This window comes from Amycolatopsis melonis, assembly GCF_040064235.1.
GTDB classification, from domain to species: Bacteria; Actinomycetota; Actinomycetes; order Mycobacteriales; family Pseudonocardiaceae; genus Amycolatopsis; species Amycolatopsis melonis.
In genome coordinates this window covers 914,087-934,567 of sequence record NZ_JBDZYD010000001.1, presented here as the reverse complement: position 1 = coordinate 934,567, position 20,481 = coordinate 914,087, and the positions used below count along the sequence as shown (strand labels likewise).

General features: G+C 72.6%; 18 protein-coding genes. 5 read left to right on the top strand and 13 right to left on the bottom strand.

The annotated features are described in order from the left end of the window. Positions 1 to 18: 18 nt before the first annotated feature. The 12 genes from ABJI51_RS04135 to ABJI51_RS04080 all read right to left on the bottom strand — a co-directional run bounded on the left by ABJI51_RS04135 (position 19) and on the right by ABJI51_RS04080 (position 13,862). Positions 19 to 972, bottom strand: coding sequence for a lysylphosphatidylglycerol synthase transmembrane domain-containing protein (locus tag ABJI51_RS04135; RefSeq protein WP_348947569.1), 954 nt, complete (start codon positions 970 to 972; stop codon positions 19 to 21). Positions 973 to 1,046: 74 nt separating this feature from the next. Beyond that, positions 1,047 to 2,192 (bottom strand): sensor histidine kinase, encoded by a 1,146-nt coding sequence (locus ABJI51_RS04130; protein ID WP_348947568.1) that lies wholly within the window; start codon positions 2,190 to 2,192, stop codon positions 1,047 to 1,049. Continuing rightward, positions 2,189 to 2,863, bottom strand: a complete 675-nt coding sequence (locus tag ABJI51_RS04125) for a response regulator (RefSeq protein ID WP_348947567.1) — start codon at positions 2,861 to 2,863, stop codon at positions 2,189 to 2,191. The genes ABJI51_RS04130 and ABJI51_RS04125 overlap by 4 nt, the downstream gene beginning before the upstream one ends. Beyond that, positions 2,860 to 5,031: an MMPL family transporter gene (locus ABJI51_RS04120; RefSeq protein ID WP_348947566.1), complete on the bottom strand. Its 2,172-nt coding sequence runs from the start codon at positions 5,029 to 5,031 to the stop codon at positions 2,860 to 2,862. Before ABJI51_RS04120 ends, ABJI51_RS04125 begins: the two co-directional genes overlap by 4 nt. Positions 5,032 to 5,143: 112 nt before the next feature. Then, positions 5,144 to 5,968 carry a rhamnogalacturonan acetylesterase gene (locus ABJI51_RS04115; RefSeq protein WP_348947565.1) on the bottom strand — a complete coding sequence of 275 codons (825 nt, stop codon included), beginning with the start codon at positions 5,966 to 5,968 and terminating at the stop codon, positions 5,144 to 5,146. Then, the gene (locus ABJI51_RS04110) at positions 5,965 to 7,812 is read right to left on the bottom strand and encodes a DUF2264 domain-containing protein (protein ID WP_348947564.1); all 1,848 of its coding nucleotides are present in this window, start codon (positions 7,810 to 7,812) and stop codon (positions 5,965 to 5,967) included. The genes ABJI51_RS04115 and ABJI51_RS04110 overlap by 4 nt, the downstream gene beginning before the upstream one ends. Next, on the bottom strand, positions 7,809 to 8,813 hold the full coding sequence (locus tag ABJI51_RS04105) for a hydroxyacid dehydrogenase (protein ID WP_348947563.1): 1,005 nt from the start codon (positions 8,811 to 8,813) through the stop codon (positions 7,809 to 7,811). The genes ABJI51_RS04110 and ABJI51_RS04105 overlap by 4 nt, the downstream gene beginning before the upstream one ends. Continuing rightward, a complete protein-coding gene (locus tag ABJI51_RS04100) occupies positions 8,810 to 9,652 on the bottom strand; it encodes a carbohydrate ABC transporter permease (protein WP_348947562.1) in 843 nt (280 codons plus the stop codon). The genes ABJI51_RS04105 and ABJI51_RS04100 overlap by 4 nt, the downstream gene beginning before the upstream one ends. Next, on the bottom strand, positions 9,649 to 10,599 hold the full coding sequence (locus ABJI51_RS04095) for a carbohydrate ABC transporter permease (RefSeq protein ID WP_348947561.1): 951 nt from the start codon (positions 10,597 to 10,599) through the stop codon (positions 9,649 to 9,651). The genes ABJI51_RS04100 and ABJI51_RS04095 overlap by 4 nt, the downstream gene beginning before the upstream one ends. A 9-nt stretch (positions 10,600 to 10,608) precedes the next feature. After that, positions 10,609 to 11,907: an ABC transporter substrate-binding protein gene (locus tag ABJI51_RS04090; protein WP_348947560.1), complete on the bottom strand. Its 1,299-nt coding sequence runs from the start codon at positions 11,905 to 11,907 to the stop codon at positions 10,609 to 10,611. 79 nt (positions 11,908 to 11,986) lie between these two features. Then, positions 11,987 to 13,063, bottom strand: a complete 1,077-nt coding sequence (locus ABJI51_RS04085) for a substrate-binding domain-containing protein (RefSeq protein ID WP_348947559.1) — start codon at positions 13,061 to 13,063, stop codon at positions 11,987 to 11,989. Positions 13,064 to 13,142: 79 nt separating this feature from the next. Beyond that, the gene (locus ABJI51_RS04080; protein WP_348947558.1) at positions 13,143 to 13,862 is read right to left on the bottom strand and encodes a sugar isomerase domain-containing protein; all 720 of its coding nucleotides are present in this window, start codon (positions 13,860 to 13,862) and stop codon (positions 13,143 to 13,145) included. Positions 13,863 to 13,936: 74 nt separating this feature from the next. Here ABJI51_RS04080 and ABJI51_RS04075 point away from each other — a divergent pair, with 74 nt between their 5' ends. Next, on the top strand, positions 13,937 to 14,635 hold the full coding sequence (locus tag ABJI51_RS04075) for an SDR family oxidoreductase (protein ID WP_348947557.1): 699 nt from the start codon (positions 13,937 to 13,939) through the stop codon (positions 14,633 to 14,635). 8 nt (positions 14,636 to 14,643) lie between these two features. Here the strand turns inward: ABJI51_RS04075 and ABJI51_RS04070 are convergent, their stop codons facing one another. After that, entirely contained in the window at positions 14,644 to 15,621 is a 978-nt protein-coding gene (locus ABJI51_RS04070) for a LacI family DNA-binding transcriptional regulator (RefSeq protein WP_348947556.1), read from the bottom strand. 174 nt (positions 15,622 to 15,795) lie between these two features. On the opposite strand from ABJI51_RS04070, the gene ABJI51_RS04065 reads away from it, so the two are divergent. The 4 genes from ABJI51_RS04065 to ABJI51_RS04050 are packed head-to-tail and all read left to right on the top strand — an operon-like array spanning position 15,796 to position 20,433. Further along, the gene (locus ABJI51_RS04065; RefSeq protein ID WP_348947555.1) at positions 15,796 to 16,821 is read left to right on the top strand and encodes a D-2-hydroxyacid dehydrogenase; all 1,026 of its coding nucleotides are present in this window, start codon (positions 15,796 to 15,798) and stop codon (positions 16,819 to 16,821) included. Between the two features lie 5 nt (positions 16,822 to 16,826). Next, complete coding sequence (locus ABJI51_RS04060; RefSeq protein ID WP_348947554.1) at positions 16,827 to 17,564, top strand: alpha/beta fold hydrolase; 738 nt, start codon at positions 16,827 to 16,829, stop codon at positions 17,562 to 17,564. Position 17,565: 1 nt separating this feature from the next. Continuing rightward, entirely contained in the window at positions 17,566 to 18,435 is an 870-nt protein-coding gene (locus tag ABJI51_RS04055; protein ID WP_348947553.1) for an NAD(P)-dependent oxidoreductase, read from the top strand. 15 nt (positions 18,436 to 18,450) lie between these two features. Further along, positions 18,451 to 20,433: an alpha-amylase family protein gene (locus ABJI51_RS04050; protein WP_348947552.1), complete on the top strand. Its 1,983-nt coding sequence runs from the start codon at positions 18,451 to 18,453 to the stop codon at positions 20,431 to 20,433. The last annotated feature ends 48 nt before the right edge of the window (positions 20,434 to 20,481 follow it).

Below are 20,481 nucleotides of genomic sequence, written 5' to 3'. Positions count from 1 at the left end.
CCGAAGTGGACAGTCGGATCAGAGATGGCCGGATCGCCGCAACAACGCGAAAGCGAGCCAGCCGACCGGGACCCGGGACCAGAACGTGACCACGCGGTAGAGCACGGCCACGGCGAAGGCGACCGGTGGCTGGAGTCCTACCGCGGTCAGCTGCGCCGCGAGGATCACCTCGGCTCCACCGGCGCCGCCGGGCAGCGGCAAAGCTCCGGCAACGGCGCTGCCGGCCACGACGAGCAGGAGATCACCGAAGGATGCCGTGGCGCCGAACGCCTGGACGGCCGCGGCCAGTGCCGCGGTCGAACCCAGGGTCACCAGCAGGTTCCCCGCCACGGCGAGCCCGGCGCGGCCGGGCGCGGCCAGCGCGAACCGGAACGAAGCGAACGTGGCCACCGCCGCCGAGCGCAGCCTGCTCCCCCACCGGCGGCCGGCCGGCGTGCACCCCAGCGCGACAACGACGGCGACCAGCGTCGCCGCGACGATCGGCGCCACCGGGCCGGAGACCGCCGAACCCACGGCCGCGAGCCGTCCCGACGCGATCAGGCCCGGCAGCGCCACCGCCACCGTCACGACCACCGCGGTGGCCTGCGCCGCCCCGACCGCGCCCGCCGCGCCGGTCGTCGCGACCCCGCGCCGCTGCAGGAACCGGACGTTGGTCGCCATGCCGCCGAGGTTCCCCGGCGCGACGAGGTTGCCGAACGCTCCCGCCAGCTGGGCGACCGTCGTCAGTCCCCACGGCAGGGACACCGGCGCGACGGCCCGGAGGGCCAGCACGTTGCCCAGCAGCGGTACGAGGAAGACCACGACCGCGGCGAGCACCCACAGCGGCTCGGCGGTGCCGAGGACCGCTCCGAGGTCCGCGGTGCCGGCGGTGTGGACGAAGGCCACCAACGCCACCACGACGACCGCCGCCGCGCAGCGGATCAAGATACTCCGGCGGTTGGTTCGCGGGGCCGCGCCCAGACTGTCGATCACGGTTCCATGCTGGTCGTGGCAGCGCCGGAAAACGTCGGCGTGCAGCGGTATCCGGACCTACCGCGGACGCGGTACTAAGCGGTCTCGCCGCGCAGCGGCAGCACGGCGCGCACCTCGTACCGCCCGTCTTCCCGGAATCCGGCCGTGCACGTGCCTCCGGCACTGGAAGCGCGTTCGCGCATGCCGATGAGCCCGTGCCCGGTGCCGGGTCCGCGGTGGCCGGGCCGGGCGGCGTTCGACACGGCCAGTTCCAGGTGGTCACCGGTGTAGGTGAGCGTCACGTCCACGCGGCGGTCGCTGCCGTGTTTGCCGGCGTTCGTCAGCGCTTCCTGCACGATCCGGTACGCCGCGAGGTCGGCGGCGCCGGACAGCGGCCGGGCGGGCCCGCGGGTGGACAGGCGGACGTCGTACCCGGCGGACCGGAAGGAGTCCACCAGCGACCCCACCTCGGCGAACCCCGGGACGGACCGGCGGGATTCGGGTGGGTCGTCGTCTTGACGCAGCAGGCCGACCGTCGCGCGCAGCTCGTCGAGCGCGGCCCGGCTGGTGTCCTTGATGCCGGCCAAGGCCTCCCGGGCCTTGGCCGGTTGGCGGTCCAGCAGGTGGTGGGCGACTCCGGCCTGGGCGTTGACGAGGGTGATGTGGTGGGCGACGACGTCGTGGAGGTCCCGGGCGATGCGGACGCGTTCGTCGCGCACCCGGCGGCGCGCCTCTTCCTCGCGGGTGCGTTCGGCTTCGCGGGCCTTGTCCTGTGCCTGGCGCAGGACCGCGCGGTTGGCGCGCACGGAGTCGCCGACGGCCACGGCGATCCCGACGTAGTTGGCGGGTAGCAGGTTGCGGATGTCGAGCAGCTGCTCCGATCGCCACCAGGCCGAGCTGATCGTCAGCAGGACCGCCGCGGCCGCCGCGGCGGTCCACGCCGTGCGGCGGCCGGTGTACCGGGCGAGGGTGTAGAGCGCGATGATCGCCGGCACGTCGATGATCACCGCGTGCGGGCGGATGACCGGCAGCGCGGCGCTGAACACCACGGTCACCCCGGCGACCGCCACCGGGTGCCGGTACCGCAGCAGCAGCGCCAGGCACTCGGCCAGGTACACCGCGAGCTGCCAGGTGCTCGGCGGCACCCAGCCGTCCGTGTCCCGGTAGGACAGCTGGAACGCCCCGACCAGCACGGCGGCCACCACCGGCGCCGCGAGGTGCCACCACCGCGGCGCGGTCACCGCGGCGCCCCGGGCGTGACGAGCCCGGTCTCGTAGGCGAAGACCACCAGCTGGGCCCGGTCCCGCGAGCCGGTCTTCATCATCGCCCGGTTGACGTGCGTCTTCGCCGTCGCGGCGCTGATGAACAGCTTGGCGGCGATCTCCGCATTGGACAGACCGGCCCCCACCAGGGCGGTGATCTCCTGTTCGCGGGCGGTCAGCTCGCCCAGCTCCGTCCGCGGCTCGACCGGACGGCTCTCCGGCTGGGCCAGGAACCGGCCGATCAGCGCCGTGGTCGCCGACGGCGACAGGAGCGACTCCCCCGCCGCCACCGTGCGGATCGCCTGCAGCAGCACCTCCGGCTCGACACCCTTGCCGAGGAAGCCGCTGGCCCCGGCTCGCAGCGCGGCCACCACGAACTCGTCGGTCTCGAACGTGGTCAGGACCAGGACCTTCACCCCGGCGAGGTCCTCGTCCGCGGTGATCCGCCGGGTGGCCTCGATGCCGTCCACCCCGGGCATGCGGATGTCCATCACGACGACGTCGGCCTGCGCCTCCCGCGCCTTGATCACCGCGTCCTGCCCGTCGGCGGCCTCGGCGACCACCGTCATGTCCTCGTCGGCGTCGATGAGGAGCCGGAAGGTGGCCCGCAGCAGGGCCTGGTCGTCGGCGAGCAGGACGCGGATCGTCATCGGATCATCATCTCCCGCGTCTGCGGCTCCCGCTCGGGGCCTTCGACCGACAGCCGCGGCGTGATCCGCTCCGCCCACCGCGGGTAGGCCCAGTTGGCCCGGCCCAGCAGGGTCATCACGGCGGGGATCAGCGTCATCCGCACCACGAACGCGTCCACCAGCACGGCGATCGCCAGGCCGATCCCGATCATGGCCACGATCCGCTCGCCGCTGAACCCGAACGAAGCGAACACGCAGAGCATGATCGTGGCCGCGACGGCGATGACCCGGCCCGTCTCGGCGACCCCGGCCCGCACCGCGCGCCTGCTGTCGCGGGTGTGGACCCACTCCTCGTGCATCCGGCTGACCAGGAACACCTGGTAGTCCATGGACAACCCGAACATGACCCCGACCACCAGCACGGGCACCAGATACATCACCGGCGCCCCGGAACCGACGCCCAGCAGCGCCAGCCCCCAGCCGTTCTGGAAGATCGCGGTGACCGCGCCCAGCCCGACCGCGATGGTGGCGATGTTGCTCACCGCACCCACCAGCGGCACCAGGATGCTGCGGAAGGCCAGGGCGAGCAGCAGGAAGCCGAGCAGCGCCACGAGCCCGAGGTAGAGCGGCAGCTTGCTCATCAGCGCGTCGGCGACGTCGATGCTGGTGGCGGTCTGGCCACCGACGTAGACCTTCAGCGCGGTGCCCGCCTCCGCGGCCGGGATGACGTCGCCGCGGAGCGTCTCGACCAGATTCGCGGTCTCCGCGGCCTGGGCCGTGGTCACCGGGGTGATGGTCACGGAGCTGACGGGCCCGCTCGTGGCCGGAGCTCCGGTCACGTGGGCGACGCCGGGCAGCGCATCCAGCCGGTGGACCAGGGTGCCGAACGCCTGGGCGGACGCGCTGTCGGGGGTGCTCGCGACCAGCAGCAGCGAGGCGTCGAAACCGTCGCCGAACGCACCGGCCATCAGGTCGTGGTAGGCGCGGGTGGGCGTGCCCACCGGATCGCTGCTGGCGTCCGCATTGCCGACCCGCATGCCCAGCACGGGCGACGCGAGCAGGACCGTCACGACGAGCGCGGCGCCGCCCGCGGCCACCGGCAGCCGCTGCACGAGGTTCGCCCAGCGGGCGGCCAGGGGCGCCTTCGCGGTCCGGCGCTCGGCCAGGGGGAAGCGTCCGGCCGCGATGGCCGCGCGGTCCTTTCGCGACAGCACCCGGTAGCCGAGGAACCCGAGCAGGGCGGGCAGGAGGGTCAAGGCGGCGGCGACGGTGAACAGGACGGTGACCGCGGCCGCCTGCGCCATGCCGGTGAGCAGGCCGAGGCCGACGACGAACATGCCGAGCAGCGCGATCATCACCGTCACGCCCGCGAACACGACGGCCCGGCCGGAGGTGTCCGCCGCCTGGGAGAGGGCGTCCGGGACGCTCGCCCCGGCCCGCAGCGCCTTGCGGTGGCGGTTGACGATGAACAGCGCGTAGTCGATCCCGACGCCCAGGCCGATCAGCGCGCCCATGGTGAGGCTCGTCGCCGCGAGGTCGATCACGTGGGAGGCCAGCATCACCACCAGCAGCGACGCGCCCACCCCGACCAGGCCGGTGATGATCGGCAGGACCGCCGCCCACGCCGAGCGGAACAACAGCAGCAGCAGGACCAGCGCGGCGAGGAGGCCGATCGCCTCGGTCCCGTTCGAGCCGGCGGGCTGTTCGGTGAACGCCTGGCCGCCGGCCTCGACGTCGAGCCCGGGCCCCCGGAGTTGTTCGGCGGCCTGGACGACGGGGTCGGGCCCAGCGCCCTTGTCGAGCACGACGGTCGCATAAGCAGTCCCGGCGCCGGGGTTCAGCTGGGCGGCCCCCGCGGCGGTGTAGGGGCTCACGACCTGCTTCACCCCGGGCATCGCGGCGATGTCGCCAAGCGCGGCGACGGCCCGCTCGCGCACCGGTCCCGAGTCGACCGGGCCGCCGGTGGAGTGCCACACGATCGTGCCGCGGACGACGTTCCCCGCCGCCGGGCCACCGGCTTCCCCGAGCAGGTGGTAGGCGGTGGCCGACTCGCTGTCGGGCAGGTCCGCGGAGTCGGTGAACGCGGTCCCGGCGCCGATCACCAGCAGGGCCAGGGCGACGAGGCCACCCACCCAGCCGGCGAGCACGACACCCCGCCTCCGGAAGCACCAACGGGCAAGAGAACTCACGGTGAAAGCCTTTCGGGAGGAAGTCGGTCACCGAACAGCCTCCCGGTCCCGGGCGTTCCGGGCGTCAGCCTCGCGCGGTCATCTCCGTACCGCATCCGCGGTACAGCGGCGTTCAGTAGGGCGCGGTCACCGGCCAGCCGATCACGCTCGGCGGGATGCTCGCGGAGAGCTGCCGGAACGCGCCGGCCGGCACCACGCCCTGGTTCCGCAGGGCGGTGGCCACGAGCCGGGCCACCTCGATCGCCCCTGCCGCCTGGAAGTGCGTGTTGTCCTGGCTGCCATCGGGGTAGTTCGGGTACTTCCCCGCCGGGAAGATCATGAAGTACTTCTTCGTGCCCTCGACACCCGCGCGGTTCCAGAGCGCTGTGCTGGCCGCGGTCAGGTCGATCAACGGCACGCGCTTGGCCGCCGCGAGCTCCCGCATCGCCGCCGGGTAGGCGCCGTGGGACGGGGTGATCACGCCCGCGCTGCCGAAGTGACGCCGTTCCACCGGCGTCAGGAGGACCGGAATCGCTCCTTTGGCCCGGCTCTTGTCGATGTACTGCGAGAGGTACTGCTTGTAGGTCGTCGACGGCTCGGTGTAGCGGGTCGGGTCGTCGGCTTTCTCGTCGTTGTGCCCGAACGAGATCAGCAGGTAGTCACCCTTCTTGAGCAGGCCGAGGATGTGGTCGAGCCGGCCGAGGTCGATGAAGCTCTTGGAACTGGCCCCCGACTTGGCCACGTTCACCGCGACGGCGTTCGAGGTCAGGAACACCGGCAGCGCCTGGCCCCACCCCGCGCGCGGGGCCTGCGCCGAGACGTAGGTCGACGCGGTGGAGTCCCCCGCGATGTAGAGATGCGTCACGGTCGCCGCCGAGGCACTCACCTCGCCGCCGGTCACCGCCATCGCCGCCCCGATGACGGCGACCAGGCTCGCGAACCCTCGCGTCTTCCTCATGCGCGTACTCCTTCCCGGGAGAGGCTCACCGCGCTCACCTGCAATGGCTCGAACCGGATCCGCACGGCGAACCCGTCCGGCCAGCCGATTTCGACTGCCTCGGTGGTCGCCGAGGCGACCGGATGCTCCGACTCGGTGCCCAGCACGGCCAACGCCGTGAAGACGCCCGTGCCCCGGACGTCCGCAGTGAGCCGCGGGAGCGACACCCACGAGCCGAAGGCGGTGCCGTGCGGCGCGCGGGCTTCGTCCTGGCCGGTCCAGCCGGAGAGCGGCCGGAGCACGGACTCGCCGGGCGCCGTCGCCCAGCCCGTCTGCTCGACGGCCGCGCCCGGCGGGGCGCCGAGCACGCGGTGCACCCGCAGCTCGTCCCGACCGCGGACGACGGTGACGCTCTCGACGCGCAGCCCGGGCACCGTCGCCGGGCCGTGACCGAACACCGGGCGGTGCCAGGACGCGGCCCAGCCCCAGCCGTCGCCCTGGCCCGCCCCGAGGGGGTGGATCCGGCGCCGGACGCTGCGGACGCCGTCGACCACGACGGCGAAGTGGTTGTCGGCCGGGTTGTCCCGCGCGGTCGGTCCGGTCCGGGTCGAGTAGGCGAAGCGGCCGTAGTGCGGGTTGTCCTCGGCCGCCGACTCGGCCTGGTGCGGCTTGACGTCGTGGCTGCCGTGGTTGTGCAGCCGGACGACGCCGTCGTGGGTCGACTGCAGCAGCAGGCCCGCCGCAGGCAGCGCCAGTACGGTGTCGGCTGTTTCGCTCGGCGCCGGTTCCTCGGTGGATGTCCATAGTGGATGGTCTGGCGGCGCGAGCAGGCACACGAACGCTTTCGACGCCCAGTACGGTGAACCCGGCCCGGAGTAGTGCTGCACCGTCGGTGCGTGCGGACCGTGCCAGCCGAGGCTCAGCAATCCGCGGTCGTCCACGGCTCCGCGGTCGAGGAAGTAGCGCAGCGCGCCGCTGAGCAGCCGTCGTGACACGCCGGGCCGCAGCGGCGTGTGCCCGGTGACGGCGCCGAGGCCGACCGCCGACGCGGCCGCGAACCGGTAGGTCAGCGACCGTCCGAAGTGGAGCGGGGCGCCGTCGCCGCCGAACCACAGCGCGAAGCTCTCGAGGTGCTCGCGCAGGCGCGGGCCGAAGTGCGTGGATTCGCGCGCGAGGTGGGCGTCCAGCACCGGGTACAGGTGCAGCGCCCAGCCGTTGTAGTGGTCGAAGGCGCGGCCGTCGCCGTCGGCGTACCAGCCGTCCCCGTGGTACCAGCCCTCCAGCAGCTCCAGCGCCCGCTCGCGCGCCTGCGACGTCTCGGCGTCGGCGCGGCCCACCGCGGAGAGGAACCCGGCCACCGTGAACGGGAACAGGTACCAGTTGTTGGGCGCCGGGACGTGCCGCAGCGCGCCGCGCAGCCACGCCTCGACCCGGTCCTGCACGGTGGGCGCGAGGTGATCCCACAGCCAGGGCCGGGTCAGCCGCAGGCCGAGGGCGATCGACGCCGATTCGACCATCGGCTGGCTGCGGTCGGCGATCACCGGCCACGACTCGGCGTCGTCACGTCCCGGCGACCGGGTGCCCGCGTCGAGGCCTGTGGCGTACCGCTCCAGCCAGCCGTGCGGATCCTTCCCGTCCTCCCCGGCAACCCGGAAGGCCGCGGCAAGAAAGGTGCGGGCGAAGCCCTCCAGGCCGTCCGAGCGGACCCCGCTGCCCGACGGCGGTCCCGGCAGGTCGAGCCGGGCGCCGCCCGGAGTCGCCCACCGCCACGCCGCCGTCAGCAGGCCGTCCGCCACGGCGACCCAGTGGTCCCGCGTGTACCCGGTGTGCGGGCTCAGCACACGGTCTTCGCCGGGCAGCTTCACGCGATCATCCCCAGGCGCTCGCGGCGGACGAGGTGGGCGAACGGCTGCCCGGCCGCCCAGCGGGCGACCTCGGCGACGGCCAGTTCGGCCAGCCGCCGCAGCTCGTTGCCCTGGGACCCGGCCAGGTGCGGGGTGATCAGCACGTTGTCGTCCGTCCACAGCGGATGGTCCGGTCGCAGGACCTCCGGGTCGGTGACATCGAGGATGGCCCGGATCCGGCGGGCGCCGGTGGCCTCGGCCAGCGCGTCCTGGTCGAGCACCGCGCCGCGGGCGGTGTTGATCAGCACGGCGTCCGGCCGCATCGCCGCGATCAGCTCGCGCCCGACCAGTCCGCGGGTTTCCGGCAGCAGCGGGGTGTGCACGCTGACGACGTCCGCGCGGGCGAACAGCTCGGCCAGGCTCACCGGTTCGGCGCCCAGCTCCGCCGCCTCCGCCGCGGTCAGGTGGGGGTCGTGCACGAGGACGTGGAAGTCGTGCGGCCGCAGCAGGCCGATCACCCGCCGTCCGATCATCGACGCCGACAGGATGCCGACGGTCCGGCCGTAGTTGCCCAGGTGCGCCGGCACGCTCAGCCCGTCGTCCGCACATCGCCCGATCCGGTGATCGCGGGCGCGTTCCAGGACGCGCTTGCCGGAGAGCAGGATCATCGCCAGGGTGTACTCGGCCACCGGTACCGCGTTCGCCGCCGCGGCGGACGTCACGGCGATCCCGCGGTCCCAGCATGCCTCGGTGACGTGCCTGCGGACCGAGCCCGCGGTGTGCACGACCGCCCGCAGCCGCGGCGCGCGGGCGAGGACGGCCGCGTCCAGCGGCGGGCAGCCCCAGCCGGTGACCAGCAGTTCTACGTCGCGCAGGACGGCGTGAGCGGCTGCACTCGTGAAGTCGGCGAGCACGCCGTCGGCGAGGTCGCAGACGCTTCGCAACGCCGTCAGCGCAGTGTCGTCGAGCACCGCCGCCGCGGTCCGGGGAGCCATCGCGAGCGCGGCACGGGGACGGATCACTTGACCGCCCCCGCGGTGAGCCCCGAGCGCCAGAACCGTTGCAGCAGCGCGAAGGCCACCACCAGCGGCAGGACGGCCAGCAGTGAGCCCATGATCACCACCGGGTAGTACTCGGGTGACGTCGTGGCCGCGCTGTTCCAGCTGTAGAGGCCGAGGCTGACCGGGTACAGCTTCTGGTTCGACAGCATCACCATGGGCAGGAAGAAGTTGTTCCAGATCGCGGTGAGCTGGAAGAGGAACACGGTGACGACACCGGGGCCGAGCATCCGCAGCGAGACCCGGAAGTAGGTCGCCAGCTCCCCCGCGCCGTCGATCCGCGCCGCCTCGATGACCTCGCCGGGCACGTAACCCTGGCTGAACACCCGGCCCAGGTAGACGCCGAAGGGGTTGAACAGCACCGGGACGAACACCGCCCACACCGTGTCGACGACGCCGGTGCCCGAGGCCAGCAGGTACAGCGGGAGCGCCAGCACGGTCTGCGGCACCATCACCGCGGCGAGCACCAGCCCGAACAGCTTCTCCTTGTGCCGGAAGACGTACTTGTCGAACGCGTACCCGCAGGCGATACTCACCAGCGCGCTGACCGCCGCCCCGCCGACGGCGTACAGCAGGCTGTTGAGGTACCAGTGGCCGTAGATGCCCTTGTCCATGGCGAACAGGTCCTTCAGGTTCTTCAGCGGCGAGAACCCCTGCAACGAAAGGATTTCACTGCCGAAGAGCGCGTCCCGGTCCTTCATCGCGGCGAGCACCAGCCACAACGCGGGAAGCAGGGTGTAGAGCACCGAGATCGCCACGACGGTCTTGACGGCCGCGCGGCCGAGGAGCTTCGGCGGGTTCACGCGGTCACCTCCCGGGTGCGGTTGGTCCAGCGCGTGACGCCGTAGGACAGCGTGATCGTGCAGACCAGCAGGATCACCGACGCTGCCGCGGCGAGGCCGTAGTTGTTGCGGGTGAAGGCGGCGTCGTAGATGTACATGCTCGGCGAGAACCGCGCGGTGATCATCGGCGTGGCCTGCGACAGCAGCATCGGCTCGGTGAACAGCTGCAGCGACCAGATCAGCGTGAACAGCACGACCATCACGATCGACGCGCGGATCATCGGCGTCTTGATCCACAGCGCGGTACGGACGCCACCGGCGCCGTCGACCACGGACGCCTCGATCACCTCGCGTGGCACGGCCTGCAGGGCGGCGTAGAAGACGACGACGTTGTAGCCGAGGTTGCTCCACAGCGCGATGTTCACCATCGACGGGATGACGGTGTGGACGCCGAGGAAGTCCACCGTGATCCCGGCCTTGCCGAACAGGTCCACCACCGGACTGAGGCCGGGAATGTAGAGGTAGAGCCAGATGATCGCGGCGATGATGCCGGGCACCGCGTGCGGCAGGAACAGCGCCAGCCGCGCCGATCCGCGCAGCCGCGCGACGCCGGAGTCCAGCAGCAGGGCGAGCCCGAGAGAGCAGACGACCAGCAGCGGCAGGTAGAGCAGGCAGTACAGCGCGACGACGCCGAGCCCGTTGAGGAACGTCGGGTCGGCGAGAACGGCGGCGTAACTGCGCAGCCCGACGAAGATCGTGTGTTCCGGGCCGAAGCCGAGACCCGGTTCGTCGGCGCCGAAGAAGCTCAGCCACAGCGCCGTTCCGGCCGGGATCAGGAAGACCACCACCAGCAGCACGAAGAACGGGGCCATCAGCACGGCACAGGCGGTGCCCTGCCGGTGTCGTCTCCGGACGTGCGGTACCGGTGTTCTGGAAGCGCTTTCCGGACGCGCGAGTGTCGTCGTCATCGGTCTCCCTCAGCTGCTGTGCTCGGTGGTCGCCAGTCCCAGGGCGATCAGGTCCGGCATGGTGGCGCGCTGGGCGTCGCGGACGGCGTCCAGGAGGGTGCCCTGGCCGGCGCCCGCCCGCGCGAAGCCGTCCTGCAGCACGCGCTGGGTCGCACTCATCCGCGGGCCCCACGTCCAGCCGTCCCGGATCTTCGCGGCCTCGGCTTCGAACAGGCGGTAGATGTCCTGGCCGCCGTAGTAGCGGCGGTCGAACGCCTTCCGCCCGACCTCGACCAGGTCCGGCGCGGCCGGGTACTGGCTGCTGGTGCCGCTGGACAGCCGGGCGCGCAACGCGTCCGGGTGCGACACCTGCCATTCGATGAACTCCATCGCGGCTTCCGGGTGGGCGCTGTCGCGGGTGACGGCGAACGTCGAGCCGCCGTGCGTCCCGACCGCCGGGTGCGCGGGATCCCACTGGGGCAACGGCGCGATCGCCCACTTGCCCTTCTGGCCCGGACGGGCCTTCATCTGCGCGCCGGCGTCCCAGGCGCCGCTGAGCCGGGCCAGCACGAGTCCCTGCCCGATCTGCGCGTCGCCTTGGCGGCCCGCGACGCCGTTGGCGAAGACGAGCCCGTCGTCGATCAGGTCCTGCCAGTACCCGGCCACGCGGCGGGTCGCGGCGTCGGCGAGGGAGACGTTCCAGGCACCGCCGGAGGTGTCGAACCACTGGGCGCCCGCCTGCCACGAGAGCGCGGCGAACTGGGTCGCGCCGTCGGTGGCGAAGGCCACCAGGCGGCGGCGCTCGTCGCGGACCTTGCGGGCCACCGCGGTGAACTCGTCCCATGTGCGCGGCGGGCCGGATCCGTGCTGGGCGAACAGATCGGTGCGGTAGTGCAGGACCATCGGCTCGACGTCCAGCGGCACGGTGAACACCCGCCCGGCGAACGTCGTCAGGCGCAGCGCCTGCGGGAGGAGCTTGGCGCGCAGGCGATCGGAGACGAGGCCGGTGAGGTCCCTGGCCACCCCGTCGATGGCGAACCCGGGCACCTGCGGGTATTCGATGGTGGCGACGTCCGGTGCGTTGCCCGCGCGGACCGCGTTGCTCAGCTTCGCGTACCCGCCCTGGTCGCCGGACGGGATCTGCTGGAACACCACGTGGATCCGGTTCTGCGTCTTGTTGAACGCGTCGACCACCTGCTGGCTGCCCCGCAGCGCCGACCAGAACGTGATCCGGATGGCGCCGCGCGGGGCGTCCCCGCCTGGTCCGGAGCACGCGGCGGCGAGGGGAAAAGCGAGACCCGCGGCGAGGATGGTCCGGCGGCTGGGCATCGACGCCTCCTGCGGGTCGCGGGCTCCCCGCAGTTTGGGTGCCTGACCGAATTCCGGTCAATAGTCCCGGGCAACTCGGTCAATCGATCAGTGGCCGGGTGGACCCGCGGACCTTCAGCTCGGGCAGCACGGTGACCCGCCGCGGCGGCCGACCGGCCGGTTCGCGCAGCCGTTCCAGCAGCAGCTCCGCGGCCAGCCTGCCGACTTCGGCCTTGGGTGGCGCGATCGCGGTCAGCGGTGTGCTCCCCAAAGCGGCCACGACGTCGTCATAGGCGACCACCGAACAGCCGCCGGGCACCGTGATCCCGGCGTCGGCCAGCTGCTGGACGAGCATCAGGGCGTCGACGTCGCCGTGCATGACCACGCCGGTCGCGGCACGCTCCCGCAGGACGTCGGCGAGAGGGCGGAGATCGCGCGCGGGTTGCCGGCCGGCGCCCGGCGCGCTGAGCACCACGGTCCGGTCTTCGATCTCGGGCCGTCCCGCGCAGATGTCGGTGAACGCCGCCCGGATCGCCCGCGCGGTCGGGCTGTCGTCGCGCGCGGCCAGGACGATCCGCCGGTGCCCCAGGGCCAGCAGGTGCGTCACCGCGAGGTGCACGCCGTACCAGTGGTCGGTGCACACGGAATCCCTGGCGTGCAGCGCACTTCCGGGCCGCGGGCGCCGTTCCATCAGGACGACCGGGACGTCGGCGGCGGCCAGCCAGCCATCGTCGGCCTCCTCGTCGACGACGCTGCGCCAGCGCGGCGCGACGAGCACGCCCCGGGCATCCTCGGCGAGCAGCCGCTCGACGATCGTCCGTTCCGCGCCGGGCACCTGCGGCGCCGGCTGCAGCACAACACGGACGTCGGCCTCCTCCAGCGCGGCACGGGCCCCGTGCAGCACCTCGGTGAGGTAGGCGTGCCGTTCGGGCACGACCAGCACCACCGGCCCGCCCCCGTCCGGCGCGGGCGCAGGCTCCGGCCGCCGCGGAACCAGCGAGCGGACAACGCCGTGGCCCCGCCGCAGCCGGCCGGCCCTGGCCAGCTCCTCGACGTCCCGGCGCACGGTGATCACCGAGACCGCCAGCTCGGCGGCCAGCTCGGTGACCCGCGCCTGCCCCCGCGCCTCGACGACGGCCAGGATCCGCCGCCGCCTGTCCTCGCCCGACTCCCGCATCTCGACCTTCGTTCGCCGGCTGTTCGTTCGATCGGTTCCGCGCAGCATACGATCACCCGATCGCCGGGTCGAGCTTCGCTCACAGCATCGGCACCCGGGCCCGGTAGTGGTCGAGGTGGCCCGCGTTGGCGGTGTCGCCGCCGGGCAGGTTGGAGCTTTGCCAGAGCGGGACGGCGAGGTCACCGGCCAGCGCGGCCAGGCGGACGAGGAGCAGGTTCCACAGGTAGGTCGAGCAGAGGGTGGACAGCGCCGCGGTGGTGCCGCCGGCCGTGGGGACCACGGCGTCGCCCGGCGGGATCGCCGTGTCCAGGACCGCATCGGCCAGCTCGCCGAGCTTGGCGAAGGAGCGCGCCGGGGCGTTGTCCATGTGGGGCCGGGAGGAGAACGCGACCACGTAGGCGCCGCGTTTCTTGAGTTCGTCGGCGATTTCCACCGGAAAGGCGTTGACGCCCGAGTTGGAGAAGACGACCCCGACGTCGCCGGCCTGTACCTGCGCCTGCGCGACCAGCAACGCGGCCAGGCCGGGCACCCGCTCGAGCTGGGTGCTGGCCTGGGCACCGTGCAGCGGCAGCAGGCCGGGGTGGAACAGCGGGCGCACGCACGCCAGGCCGCCGGCACGGTAGAACGTCTCCAGCACCGCGGCCAGGCTGTGGCCAGCCGCCGCGGTGTGCACCAGCCGCCCGGCGCGGACGACGTCGAGGAGCCGGGCGGCCACCGTGTCCACAGTGGCGGCATTGCGGTCTTCGATCAGGCGCAGGTGTTCGCGCGTGGCCGCGCCGAAGTCGGTGGCGAAATCCACGGGTGCTCCTCACTCGGGTGACAGATACCCCTATGGTCTAGACCATTCGCGGTTCGTTGGCTAGCCTGCGTTCCGTGACCGATCCCGTGTTCCTCATCACCGGCGCCTCTCGCGGCATCGGCGCCACCACCGCCCGGCTCGCCGCCGAAGCGGGCTACCGCCTGGTACTCGTTGCCCGCAACCAAAACCAGCTGTCCGACCTCGCCACCCGGCTCGGCGACCCCGACCGCGTGTGGCCGGTCGCCTGTGACGTGACCGACTGGGCGCAGCTCAGCGGGCTCGTCACCCGGGTGCGGGATGCCTGGGGCCGGCTGGACGTCGTGTTCGCCAACGCCGGTGCCAGCGTGGTGACGTCATTCCTCGGCACCCGCGGCGCCCCGCCGGACCAGTGGCGGGACATGGTGCTCGTCAACGTCTACGGCCCCGCCCTGACCGCCCGCGCCACGCTCCCGGCCCTGGTCGAATCCCGCGGCCACCTCGTGCTCACCGGCTCGGCCGCCGGCCGCGGCATCCGCCCGGGCAACCTGTACTCGGCGACGAAGTGGGCCCTGACCGGCCTGGCGCAGAACATCCGCGCCGAATGCATCGGCACGGGCGTCCGCGTCACTCTCGTCCAGCCCGGTCTGGTGGACACCGGCGGCATCCCGCCCGAACGCGCCCAAGAGCCCAAACTGGACCCCGCCGACATCGCCCGTGCCGTGCTCTACGCGGTCGGCCAACCGGCCACAGTGGACATCAACGAGATCCTCGTCCGCCCCGCCGGCCAAGCCTGATCGGCGCGTCAGGTCGAGTCGCGTGGCACGACCGACGGCCCGCCGATGTCCGGCGACGACACCGGCTCCTGCCCCGCCAAGGCGGCCACGACCGCTTCGGCGCGCCGGCGGCCCGCCTCGTGGACGTCGAAGCGGATGGTGCTGAGCGCCGGGGTCACCAGTTTCGCCGTGGGGATGTCGTCGACCCCGATGACGGCCAGGTCCGCGGGCACCGCGAGGCCCTGGTCGTGCGCACCGGCCAGCACGGCGATCGCCGTCTCGTCGTTGTAGGCGCACACTGCCGTCACCTCCGCGGCACGCCACCGCGTCACCGCCCGGCTCGCGTCGGCGACCGCCAGGCCGAGCTCCGCCACCACCGGCGGGTCGATGCCGCCGGTGGCACACGCGGCGGTGACGCCGGCCAGGCGGGCATCGGCCATGGCACGCAGCCCGCGATGGACCGGCATGGCGTAGCCGAGGCGGCGGTGCCCGCGGTCGATCAGGTGCCCGGCCTGCAACCGCCCGACCTGTTCCATCGCCTCGTCGACACCACCGCGCGGGTCCGGCAGCGGCAGCACGACCTCGGCGCCGGCCCGGCGCAGGGCGTCCGCGGTTTCGGCGTCGAACGGGCTCAGCCCGACCACCGCGGAAGCGTTCACGGTCGCGCAGACGTCCGGCAGCGGCGCGCCCGCGAGGTGGGTGATCAAGGTCAGCCCGTGCTCCGCCAGTGCCGCGGCGAGCTCTTCGACGAACCGGCTGGTGGCGGGACCGAGCCGGGTGTCCGGGATGGCCAGCAGGACGAGGTCGCTGCGCCCGGCCGCGAGCGTCCGCGCGGACGCGTGCGGGCGGTAGCCGAGGTTCCGAGCCGCCTCCAGCACGCGCTGCCGGGTCTCCATGGGGATGGACTGCCCCGGCCGGTCGTTGAGCACGAAGCTCACCGTCGTGCGCGAGACCCCGGCCGCGCGAGCGACGTCCTCGCTGGTGATGCGTCTGCTCGAGCGCGTCATGGGCCTTTCACCGATCACTGGGCGCGACATGCAGATATAGCGCGCGGCGGACTTCAGCAGCCGCATCCCACCCAGCCCCGTTACCCAGTCGTTACCGGGCCAGGCCTTGTTCCGGAGCCGCTTGGAGGAGTCTACTAACGCGCGTTGGTAACGCGTGTTAGCAGCAAGGGAACCATGAGCGATCGCACCCCGGAGATCCGCAGCGTCCTGGCGACGGTCATGTTCGGCGAGGACCACCTGGACCAGCTGCGCCGGGCGTTCGCGCCCGCGGAGGTCGTGCACGTTCAGCCGTGGGACGCCGACGGGATCGCGGCCGCGCTGGAGCACGCGGACGTCGCCGTGATCGCCGGCGACCTCGACCACCGGTACGTCGACGCACCCCGGCTGCGCTGGGTGCACTGCGACCACTCGGGACTCACCCGGTCCGCGCGACCCGAAGTGTTCGAGCGAGGCCTGCTCGTCACCGGCTCCGCGGGCCGCTCCGCGCCCGCGCTGGCCCAGCACGCGTTCTACTTCGCGCTCGCCCTCACCTTCGACGCGCGCGGGTTGCTCGAAATGCAGGACGCGCACTTGTGGCGCCCGGCGCCCGGCTACGCGGACCGGCTCTCCCTGTGGGGCAAGACCCTCGGCATCGTCGGCTTCGGCCACACCGGACGGGAAATGGCGCGCCTGGGCAAGGCGTTCGGGATGCGGGTGATCGTCTACCGCCGCAGTGACGGCGAAGCGACGGCGGACGTGGACGTCCTGCTGTCCGCCGACCGCGGGGACAGCATGGACCGGCTCGTGGCCGAGGCGGACGTCGTCATGCTCGCGACCCAGCTGACCGACGCCACCCACCACCTGTTCTCGGCCGCCGAGTTCGCCGCGATGAAGAACACCGCGTTCCTGATCAACCTGGCCCGGGGCCCGGTCGTCGACCAGGACGCCCTGGTGGAGGCGCTGCAGGCCGGGGAAATCGCGGGCGCCGGCCTCGATGTCGCCGATCCCGAACCGCTCCCGCCGGATTCGGCCCTCTGGAGCGCCCCGCACGTCCTGATCACGCCGCACATGACCCCCGCACTGCCGGACCGGACCCAGCGCTCGGTCGACATCATCATCGAGAACGCCCGGCGGTACCGCGCCGGCGAGCCCCTACTGAACGCGCTGACCGAACGCGACGTCTACACGCGAGACCGGCCCAGCTCGACTACGAAGGGCTGAGGCACATGGAAGGCAGTTCGCGCACCCTCGTCCTGCTGAACTCGCTGGGGACGACGACCGCGCTGTGGGACGACGTCGCTCCGCGGCTCACGGAGTCGTTCGACGTGGTGCGGTTCGACCAGCGTGGCCACGGGACCGCCGCGGACGCCCCGCCGACCACGCGGCTCGACGACCTCGTCGACGACGTGTTCGCGGTCCTCGACCGGCTCGGGTTCGATCACGCCCACTTCGCCGGGCTTTCGCTCGGCGGCATGATCGCCCTGCGGGCCGCGAGCCGGAACCCGGAGCGGGTCCGCTCGGTCACCGCGATGTGCTGTGCTCCTGTGCTGGACCGGCAAAGCTGGCTGGAGCGCGCGGCGACCGTCCGCGCGCAGGGGCTGGAGCCGATCGTGCCCGCCGTCCTGGCCCGCTGGTTCGCACCGGCCTTCCGGGACCGGCGGCCGGAGGTGGTGGAGGCCTACTCGGCCATGCTGCGGTCGACCCCGGCCGCGGGCTACGCGATGGGCTGCGACGTGCTCGCCGAGGCGGACGTCCGGGACGACCTGGCCGCGATCAAGGCCCCCACGCTCGTCATCGGCGGTGCGGAGGATCCGGCCACCCCGCCGGCCGAGCAACACGCCATCGCCGCCGCCGTCGACGGCGGCCGGGTGGAGATCCTGCCGTCGGTGGGCCACCTCGCGCCGGCCGCCGTGCCGGAGAAGGTCGCGGAACTCGTGCTGGACAACGCGAAGAGGAGTGTCTGAAGTGGACATCGGGTTCATCGGCACGGGCGTGATGGGACGGCCCATGGCGGCCAACCTCGCCAAGGCGGGGCACCGGCTGATCGTCCACCGCGACACCACGGCCGCACGGGAGGTGCTCGGGGACACCGTGCGGTACGCCGGGTCGGCCGCGGAGGCCGCCCGCGACAGCGAAGCCGTCATCCTGATGCTGCCGGACACCCCTGACGTCCAGGAAGTCATGGGTGAGGTGCTCGGGGCGCTGCGGCCCGGCACGCTCGTCATCGACATGAGCTCGATCTCGCCCGCGGCGGAACGGGAAATCGCGGACCAGGTGGCCGGTGCCGGTGGTGCCCACCTCGACGCGCCGGTCTCCGGCGGGGAGATCGGCGCGCGCGAAGGAACTCTGTCGATCATGGTCGGCGGCGACGCGGAAGCGGTCGACCGGGCCCGGCCGCTCTTCGCCGTGCTCGGCGCGCGGACGTCGCACATCGGGCCGTCCGGTGCCGGCCAGGTGGCGAAGATCGCGAACCAGGTCGTGGTCGGCCTGACGATCGAGGCCGTCGCGGAGGCACTGCACCTCGCCGAGGCCTCCGGCGTGGACCCCGCGGCCGTCCAGAGCGCCCTGATGGGCGGATTCGCGGCATCGCGAGTCCTGGAAGTGCACGGGCCGCGGATGATCAAGGGAGAGTACGAGCCGGGTTTCCGCATCCGGCTGCACCGCAAGGACCTGCGGCTCGCGGCCGAGGCTGCGGAGGGGCTGGGTACAGCGTTGCCGGGAGCGAGCCTGGTGCACGGCCTCTTGGAGGCCGCCGTCGACGCCGGCCTCGCAGACCACGACCACGCCGCCCTCCGGCTCCTGCGCGACCACCGAGCCGTGGCGGACCACGCCTGAAGGAGTAGCAAGCCCATGCCCAGCCGGTGGCAGCATCCGTTCACGGTCTTCCAGACCAACCTCCAGGAAATCGACGCCACCATGGACGTCGAAGCCACGCTCGACGTCGTCGAAAGCCACGGCGCCGACACGTGGCTGCTCAACGCCGGCGGGATCTCCGCGTTCTATCCGACGGAACTCCCCTACCAGGCGCGGAATCCCTTCCTCGCCGACCGGCCGTCCGGTGACCTCCTGGGCGACGCGGTGACCGCGGCCACCCGGCGCGGTGTCCGCGTGCTCGCCCGTCTCGACCTCTCCAAGGTGACCGCCGGGACCGCCGCCGCGCACCCGGACTGGCTGTTCGTCTCGGCCGGCGGCGAACCGCAGGTCTACCACGCGCTGTACAGCACGTGCCTGTCCGGCGAGTACTACCAGCAGCGCGCCTTCGACATCCTCGACGAGATCCTCGACCGCTACCCCGTCGACGGGTTCTTCTTCAACTGGTTCAACTTCAACGAGCGCGACTACAGCGAGGTCATCCACGGCGTCTGCCACTGCGCGTCCTGCGTCAAGCGCTTCGCCGAATTCAGCGGCGGCGGGGACCTGCCCAACAGCCGGGACTCGCCGACGTTCGGATCGTGGCGGCGATACACCGGAAGCACGAAAGCGGAGCTGGGCCGCCGGTACGCCGACCACCTCGCGACGCGCGACCGCGACCTCGCGCTGGTGCTCAACCAGGGCGGCACCGTCGGCTACCAGGAAGGCAACAACGCGTTCCGGCACTTCCCGGGCAAAGAACTGTGGCCGCACGCGACGGCCGAAGCCGTCAGCGCCCACCGCTCGTCGCGACCCGAAACCCCGCTGCTGGTGAACGTCCCCGCGCACGTCGACTCCACCTACCGCATGGCGGCGGAGCAGCCCGAGCACGTGGCCCAGCACCTGCTGCAAGCGATCGCACGCGGCGGCAACCCGTCCACCTACATCCTCGGCGCGCCGGGCCGGCTCCCCATGACAAGCGTTTCCCTGGCCCGAGACGTGACGAGATTCCACCGCGACCACCACGCCCTCTACGCGGCACTACGGCCGGCAGCCACCATCGGCCTGGTACGCCCGGCCGCGCTCGACGAATTCCGCGGCATCTACCAGGCATTGCAGCAGCGGCACCTGCCGTTCGACGTCCTGCCGCTGGGCGAGCTGACGTCGATCCCGCTGGAGCGCTATCGGCTTCTCGTCCTGCCGGACACCGGGCCGATCGGGCCGGCAGCGGCTTTGCTCGACGAATTCGTTCACAGTGGCGGGAACCTGCTGAGCACGGGCAGCAGCGCGTTCACCGCGGACGGCGGCGCCGAGCTGGCCGCGTTCCCGGCCGTGCGCCGGATCGGCCCTGCGTCGTCCGGGAAGCAGGTGTGGTCGACCTACGCGACGTTCGACGACCAGCCACGCATCGACGAGGGCGTCTTCGGCGGCTCGGTCGTCCCGATCCACGGCAGCAACGCCCGCTGCGTCTGGAAATCCGGCGCCACCAAGGCAGGCACGATCCTCGCCCAGGCGCCATGGGGCCCGCCGGAGCTGGCCTACGGCCACACCGCCACCGGCGACCCGGCGGTGGCCTCGATCGGCCACGGCGCCGGCACGTCGACGGTGTTCACGTGGACGGTCGGCCGCACCTACCGCGAGTTCGCGAAGACCGAGGTGCGCGACCACCTCCTGGACGTCCTCGAACCGCTCGCCGGAGCCCCGGTCCGCGCGGAACTGCCCGAGCAGGTCGAGCTGATCCTCGGCCGCGACGACGACGGCTACGTGGTCCACCTGCTCAACCAGACCGGCGCCCGCCGCCGCTCGTTCGGCCCGCACATCCCGGTGCGCGACGGCCGGCTCGTGGTCCACGGCGCCACCGGGCCCGCCACCGCCTCGGTGGCCAGGCACGAACTACCGGCCCGGCCGGAAGGCGACGTGCTGACGGTCGACCTGCCGGTCATCGACCTGTTCGAGGTCGTCCGCATCCGCACCACCCGCTAGCGTCGTGAGTGTTCAGGCGGATACCCGCCTGAACACTCACGACCGCCT

Coding starts and splice junctions, on each gene's coding strand:
- ABJI51_RS04090 (WP_348947560.1), bottom strand. CDS start 11,907: ATGCCCAGCCGCCGGACCATCCTCGCCGCGGGTCTCGCTTTTCCCCTC.
- ABJI51_RS04085 (WP_348947559.1), bottom strand. CDS start 13,063: ATGCGGGAGTCGGGCGAGGACAGGCGGCGGCGGATCCTGGCCGTCGTC.
- ABJI51_RS04125 (WP_348947567.1), bottom strand. CDS start 2,863: ATGACGATCCGCGTCCTGCTCGCCGACGACCAGGCCCTGCTGCGGGCC.
- ABJI51_RS04060 (WP_348947554.1), top strand. CDS start 16,827: ATGGAAGGCAGTTCGCGCACCCTCGTCCTGCTGAACTCGCTGGGGACG.
- ABJI51_RS04115 (WP_348947565.1), bottom strand. CDS start 5,968: ATGAGGAAGACGCGAGGGTTCGCGAGCCTGGTCGCCGTCATCGGGGCG.
- ABJI51_RS04070 (WP_348947556.1), bottom strand. CDS start 15,621: ATGACGCGCTCGAGCAGACGCATCACCAGCGAGGACGTCGCTCGCGCG.
- ABJI51_RS04095 (WP_348947561.1), bottom strand. CDS start 10,599: ATGACGACGACACTCGCGCGTCCGGAAAGCGCTTCCAGAACACCGGTA.
- ABJI51_RS04065 (WP_348947555.1), top strand. CDS start 15,796: ATGAGCGATCGCACCCCGGAGATCCGCAGCGTCCTGGCGACGGTCATG.
- ABJI51_RS04050 (WP_348947552.1), top strand. CDS start 18,451: ATGCCCAGCCGGTGGCAGCATCCGTTCACGGTCTTCCAGACCAACCTC.